The sequence below is a fragment of the Pseudoalteromonas sp. Z1A6 genome (assembly GCF_011378745.1).
Lineage (GTDB): Bacteria > Pseudomonadota > Gammaproteobacteria > Enterobacterales > Alteromonadaceae > Pseudoalteromonas > Pseudoalteromonas arctica.
In genome coordinates this window covers 1-6,461 of the sequence record NZ_WTKW01000245.1, presented here as the reverse complement: position 1 = coordinate 6,461, position 6,461 = coordinate 1, and the positions used below count along the sequence as shown (strand labels likewise).

Here is a 6,461-nt window from a genome sequence, read left to right as displayed (position 1 = left end):
CCCGCAAATTTGGATTAACAAATTTACGGGTTTCTTATGGTTTTCGAATAACGAGTTCGTAAACCTTTATTGGTGGAGCTGGGGGGATTTGAACCCCCGTCCGAAAAGCCTCGACCGTCGGTACTACATGTTTAGTATTGTCATTTAATTAACCTTTAAGTCCCGGACAAACACGGTAAATAAAGGCGAGGCCGCTTAGTTTTAGCGCTTCAACCCCGGCCAGGGTTTCCGTCGCGATCAGGTGTTAGGGTGACACTCCAAAATCCAGTCCACAAGAATACATGGAAGGAGCGCTAGCCAGCCTAAGCTGCTAGAGAGTAGTTATCGTCGTTTGCGATTACTTTAGGTTGCGGCTGTTTAACGAGGCAAACCGCACCTCGACATGCACCTTGGGCTTCTTGAATTCCGTCGAATCCTAATCAGCCCCTGAATTAGTAACTCAATTCAGAGCGTGCAAACAGTATAACTGAGTAAAGTACTGATACTCAAGGCCTAGTAACGCTTTATTTTAATTGCATGCCCCAATCGCGCATTAAGTAACCAAAATTTAGTTTATGCAAGCCCATATAAACATTTACTTAACAATGTGTTTAACCTGTGTTCAAATGAGGAGTTAAGGTTTTTGCTATTTCTAAACCTTTAGTTGTAAAAAATAAAAATAATAACAGGCATAGAGTAGGGAATTAATAAATGTCGGTTTTTTCATTTGATAAAAGTACAGGGTTTGTCTCTTTAGAAAGTCACCCTATTGATAGTGGTTTTCCTGTTACAAGTACTCAGTTAACGCAAATGCTAGAGCAATCTGAGTTTAGTGAGTACGAAGCTGTCATTGCCAATATTGGAAAGCTTTTTGCGCCAACTAAAAATTATCAGGAAGTATCGCTTGTCGTTGCTAAAGCTGTAGATGCGTCGCTTGTCATTAATATTGATGAAAAAAACATGGTCGCAGAAGCAACATTAACTACCGCTAAAGGTGGCGCACTTTTGTCTATGGAAGGCGCGCAAAAAGCACTTGCTGATGTAGGTGTTAAAAAAGGAATAAGTCCTCGTGCGCTTGATACCTTTTTAGGCCAGCAGTTTGAGCAACCAGCAGGAAGCTCTTACAGTGCCATAATTGCACATGGGCGCAATCCAAAAGAAGGCAGCGATGCCAAATTTGTACGTTTATGCTCAACAGCTCAAGACCGAGTACTTAGCCCACAAGCTAAAGAAGGCGGTAAGGTTGATATGAAAAACCTTGGCGCTATTATCACCGTAAAACCTGGCACTCCCTTAATGCAGCGTATTGCAGCGACCCCTGGAGAAGAAGGCTATACGGTATTTGGCGATTCAATTAGTGCAAAACCAGGTAAAGATCACCAACTCCAGCCTTTCGAAGGTACAAAAGTAGATCCTAATAATCCCAATATGCTTATTGCCGACTGCAAAGGTGTGCCCGTTGCCCTACCCCGTGGTATCCGTGTAGATGACGTTTTATGCTTTGATAACGTAGATGTAAGTACAGGCCATGTTGATTTTGATGGTAGCGTAATTATTACTGGTGATATTAAAGACGGCATGCGTGTAAAAGCTAACGGTGATATTACGGTGCTTGGTTTTGTAGAATCAGGAACTGTTGAAAGTAAAAGTGCGGTAACCATTATGCTTGGTGCAATTGGCCGAAAACGTGAAGGCGAGGAAGCATTTACATGCTGTATAACCGCTCAACGTACTATTTCGATTGGTTATGCCCAGTACTGCAATATTAAATCCGAACAAGATTTATTTATTGAACGCCAAGCTCTGCATTGTGATTTAAGTGCTAGGCGATTAATACGTGTAGGCAAAGCAAATGACCCGCGAGGTAAAATTATTGGCGGTAATATTTTAGATGCTATGCGCATTGAAACGGGTGAACTAGGCGCGCCAGCCGGTACTAAAACACGCGTATTTTTAGCGCAGCTCTGGTTTGAGCTTCGCCAAAAGCAAACACAAATAACCGATTTTGAAAAAGTACTTGCGACTAAGGTAACAGCTTTACAACAGGCTCGTGAAAAAGCGAGTAAAATTGCGGGGGCTGCTCAGCGCCAGCAATTCATGAATAAGATAACTGAAAATGAAAAGCATATAAAAATACGCTCTGCGCATATTCATCGTCAAAAACTACTTATTAAGCAAAAAATAACGCAATTACTTGCCAGTAGTCGTTTAAAAGTAAACGAATTAATGCACCCTGGTGTAGAGCTTAAAATAGCGAAAGATTCTAAACAATTTTCGCGTATTTACCCGCCCCACCAAGTTAAGCTAACTGAGGGTAAAATTACTCAGACGTTTTAGTCTCTTCGTCATTTTTTGTTTCAGTTTCAACTTCGGCATCAGCGTCGCAATCATCTAGCGGCGCTAATGGCCAACCACCTAATTGCTGCCAGCGGTTTACTATTAAACAATAAAGCTCGGCTGTACGTTCTGTGTCGTAAAGCGCTGAGTGCGCTTGGCTGTTATCAAACTCGATACCAGCCGCTCTACATGCTTTTGCTAATACAGTTTGCCCTAACGCTAAACCCGCTAAAGATGTTGTATCAAAGCTTACGAACGGGTGAAATGGCGTACGCTTAATGTTATTACGCTCTATTGCTGCATTTAAAAAGCCATGATCGAATGCGGCATTATGCGCCACAATAACTGAGCGTTGACACCCAGCGGCCTTTTGCGCTTTGCGCACTACTTTACATATTTCTTTAATTACTTCATCTTCAGGTACTGCGCCACGTAGTGGTGAAAACGGGTCTATGCCGTTAAAGTCGATGGCTGCTTGTTCTATATTCGCGCCTTCGAATGGCTGAACATGAAAATGAACAGTATGATCTATGCTGAGCAATCCTTCGTCATCCATTTTTAAAACAGAGGCTGCTATTTCTAATAAGGCATCTGTTTCTTTGTTAAAACCTGCAGTTTCAACATCAATAACAACAGGAAAAAATCCACGAAAGCGTTTTGCGAAAGGTGTTTGCTCAGTATTTGCCATAGTCTTCTTTGTTTATACGTGTAAGCTGACTATTATGTCAAAATTGATGCCCCCTAGGCTAGGGGATTTAAGTATTTATTGCTTTAAAATTGTAGGCACATAACTTGCTTTAACTTATGAGTTAGTTATATAGAGAACAAACTAATCATTGCAGTCGTTAATTTGCCAAATTATTGGCATTCCCGGATAGCTGGAGAGCACCATGAAGTATAAGTTGTTATTTATTAGCCTTAGTATAAGTGCAGTGCTTTGCAGTACTCACTCGCAAGCTGCTATGCGCCAATATACAGCAACCCAAGACAACTCCAACTGGGAAGTCGTTAAAACAACGCGCTTACAATGCCAATTAAATCATGAGGTTCCTTATTACGGTGAAGCTATTTTTAAAGCTTCAGCAAGTAAAAATAAAAACTTAACGTTTAATTTAGATATGGTTGTTCGCCCAGATAACTACGCAATTGCAGGTTTAAAAGCAGTGCCACCTACATGGCGTGCAGGATTGCCCGCTCGCGATATTGCAAACATGAAATTACTTAAAAAGTTTGATGGCGAGCTAGGCAATAAAACAGCATGGGAAATGCTTACCGAGCTTGAAAAAGGCTACTACCCTACTTTTTATTATCAAGACTGGCAAAACAGTGCCGATAAAATTGCCGTTGGTATATCGAGCGTAAACTTTAAACAAGCTTACTGGGCTTTTTTACAGTGCCGCGATGAACTACTCCCTTACAGCTTTGAAGATATTTCGTTTACTGTAATGAACTATCAATCTAACAGCAGTAAATTAACTAAATCGTCGCAACAACGTCTTGATAAAATTGCTGAGTATTTAAAAAATGATGCAAGCATAGAGTCTATTAGTATTGACTCATACACTGATAGCTATGGCGGACGCTGGAATAACTTAGATTTATCGCGCAAGCGCGCCAAAACTATAAAAGATTATATGGTGAGCTTGGGTGTTGATGAAGCCAAAGTACAAACAACCGGTTTGGGCGAAAAACGCTTTGTTGATAATAACGATAACATTTTAAGCCGAGACAAAAACCGTCGTTTAATTATTCAAATAGAAAAAATGTAGTAAAGCTAATTTGCGCTTACTTTACTGCGTTTTAAAAACTTATCACCAAATTGAAAAAAGCCCAGACTAATTAAAATAATAACCGCACCAATTATTAACTCTTGGCTTAATGACTCATTATTTAGCCAAGCTCCCAAGCCTAACGCAAAGCTAGGAGTTATAAGTGTAGTAAGTGATACCGTGCTTGCATTAAGGTTTTGCAGCACATGAAAATACGCCAAAGCCCCTACTAAAGATCCAAATATTCCTAGATAACCAATAGCCCACAATGATTTTGCACTCCAGTTTTGTATATGCAACTCACCATCTAATAACCACCAAGCAATAAAAAAGAGTGGGGTTACAAAAACTAAGGCACCAAATGTTGTTGCCATAGGATGAATCGCAATCTGCACACGCTTGATCATCACACCACTTAAACTAAAAAAGCAGACAGCCATAAACACATAAAGCAACCCAAGTCCTTGAGTTTGCGAGTTTTGTACTTGGTTATAACTAACAAAATATAAGCCAATTAAGGCGCACGCTAACGCAACTAATTTAATCGGGCTAAATTTAGGTTCATTTAATAACTGCTGAGCAAGTAACCCCGACAAAATAGGTGCAAGGCCAAACATAAGCGAAATAATACCCGAAGGGACTGTTTTAGCTGCCATATAGCTCAACAACATACCGCCAAAAATACCTATACTCGAATAAAAATAAAGTAAGCACGCATTTTTGCTCCAAGGTACTCTAATGTTTGTTATGGCAACAATTAAACCACCTACAAACAACCCCACCAGCATACGCATTAATACAGCAAGCGTTGGCGATACTGTTTCACTGCTCCACACAATCCCTAGAGGTGTAGTAGACCAAATGAGAACCATAAAAAAATACGATGCTTTTACCGGCACATGCCAATCCTTAGCGTTTTATAACGCAATCCAACGTACATAAAATTATACCCTCACCACCCTATTTTAATACTTTTAAATGCATACAAGTCCTTAATAAATACAGTTGTAAATTGTAAGTTACATTTTAATACTGCTCTTTTATTACAAAACTATTTGAGATTTGAGTAACTAGTTATATCGTGCATGTATATTAATAATAATTAAGGTAATTAAGTGCTTAAAAATAAAACAACTGGAAGCATGTTAATTGTTGCAGGCACCACTATTGGTGCGGGTATGTTGGCATTGCCAATTGCATCTGCCGGGCTTGGGTTTAGTACTGCGCTTGCATTAATAATTGCTAGCTGGTTACTAATGACCTACACCGCACTACTCATGTTAGAGCTACACCAGTATGCACCACGCGATGCTACATTAAATACATTGGCTAAATTATGGCTTGGAAAACGCGGACAATATATTGCGAATTTTTCGATGGTTTTTTTATTTTACGCTTTATGCGCTGCTTATATTGCAGGTGGTGGTGCACAACTCCAAGCGCGTATAAATATAGGCTTTGATATAGATATAGCCCCACAGTTTGGCTCTGTAATCCTCGCTGTTATTATTGCAAGTGTGGTAACGCTAGGTACTAGCAAGGTAGATAAACTAAACAGAGTGTTATTTACAATAAAAATTATTGTATTAGCTAGCTTGTTTTACATGCTTACCCCTTATGTGCAAGGTAAGCATTTATTAGAGATGCCTATGGAGCAAGGGTTAATCCTTTCGGCTATACCGGTTATATTTACTTCGTTTGGTTTTCATGGCTCTATCCCTTCTATTGTTAAATATGTTGGTGTAGAAATAAAAGTACTGCGCAAAGTAATGATTGCTGGAGCCGCCCTACCTTTAGTTATTTATATTTTTTGGCAACTACTTAGCCAAGGTATTATGAGTCAAACTGATTTACTCAACAGCGAAGGTCTTAATGGGTTTGTATCTAGCGTGGCTAGTATTGCGCATAACCCAAGTGTGGCAACGGCCGTTAAGTTATTTGCTGATTTAGCACTTGCGACATCATTTTTAGGGGTGAGCTTAGGGTTATTTGATTTTTTTGCTGATGCATTTAAAAAGGGTGACAATAAAACAGACCGAATTAAAACGGCTTTAATTACGTTTATTCCGCCACTTGGCTTTGCATTGTTTTATCCTCAGGGCTTTATTATGGCCTTAGGTTACGCAGCAATAGCACTTGTTGTACTGGCAATATTTTTGCCTGTAGCAATGGTTTATAAACAGCGTACAACATCAAATAAAACAGGCTACCAAGTTAAAAGTGGGAATGTTGGGCTTGGTATAGCAGCTATATGTGGCATAACTATTATTGCTGCGCAGTTTATGCAAATGGCGGGGCTTATTCCTGCTATCGGTTAAAGGTTGCTGCTAATTGTTTAAATTTAGATAATAAAAAACCGCACATCATTATGATGTG

Annotated in this window: 5 protein-coding genes and 1 other RNA gene; 3 read left to right on the top strand and 3 right to left on the bottom strand. The window is 39.7% G+C overall.

The genetic code is table 11. The annotated features are described in order from the left end of the window. Positions 1-70 precede the first annotated feature (70 nt). Positions 71-427: a transfer-messenger RNA gene (ssrA, locus tag GQR46_RS14430) on the bottom strand. A 263-nt stretch (positions 428-690) separates the two neighbouring features. Between ssrA and GQR46_RS14425 the strand changes: the two genes are divergently transcribed. Then, a complete protein-coding gene (locus GQR46_RS14425; RefSeq protein WP_165741306.1) occupies positions 691-2,316 on the top strand; it encodes a FapA family protein in 1,626 nt (541 codons plus the stop codon). On the opposite strand, the gene rnt is transcribed toward GQR46_RS14425, so the two are convergent. Next, positions 2,300-3,004 (bottom strand): ribonuclease T, encoded by a 705-nt coding sequence (rnt, locus tag GQR46_RS14420; RefSeq protein ID WP_165741305.1) that lies wholly within the window; start codon positions 3,002-3,004, stop codon positions 2,300-2,302. The two genes, GQR46_RS14425 and rnt, sit on opposite strands and share 17 nt — an antisense overlap. 202 nt (positions 3,005-3,206) lie before the next feature. On the opposite strand from rnt, the gene GQR46_RS14415 reads away from it, so the two are divergent. Then, positions 3,207-4,085, top strand: a complete 879-nt coding sequence (locus GQR46_RS14415; RefSeq protein ID WP_010554639.1) for an OmpA family protein — start codon at positions 3,207-3,209, stop codon at positions 4,083-4,085. A 5-nt stretch (positions 4,086-4,090) separates the two neighbouring features. Here GQR46_RS14415 and GQR46_RS14410 read toward each other — a convergent pair whose 3' ends face one another. Continuing rightward, on the bottom strand, positions 4,091-4,984 hold the full coding sequence (locus GQR46_RS14410; RefSeq protein WP_165741304.1) for a DMT family transporter: 894 nt from the start codon (positions 4,982-4,984) through the stop codon (positions 4,091-4,093). Between the two features lie 216 nt (positions 4,985-5,200). Between GQR46_RS14410 and tyrP the strand changes: the two genes are divergently transcribed. After that, positions 5,201-6,403: a tyrosine transporter TyrP gene (tyrP, locus tag GQR46_RS14405; RefSeq protein WP_165741303.1), complete on the top strand. Its 1,203-nt coding sequence runs from the start codon at positions 5,201-5,203 to the stop codon at positions 6,401-6,403. Positions 6,404-6,461 lie beyond the last annotated feature (58 nt).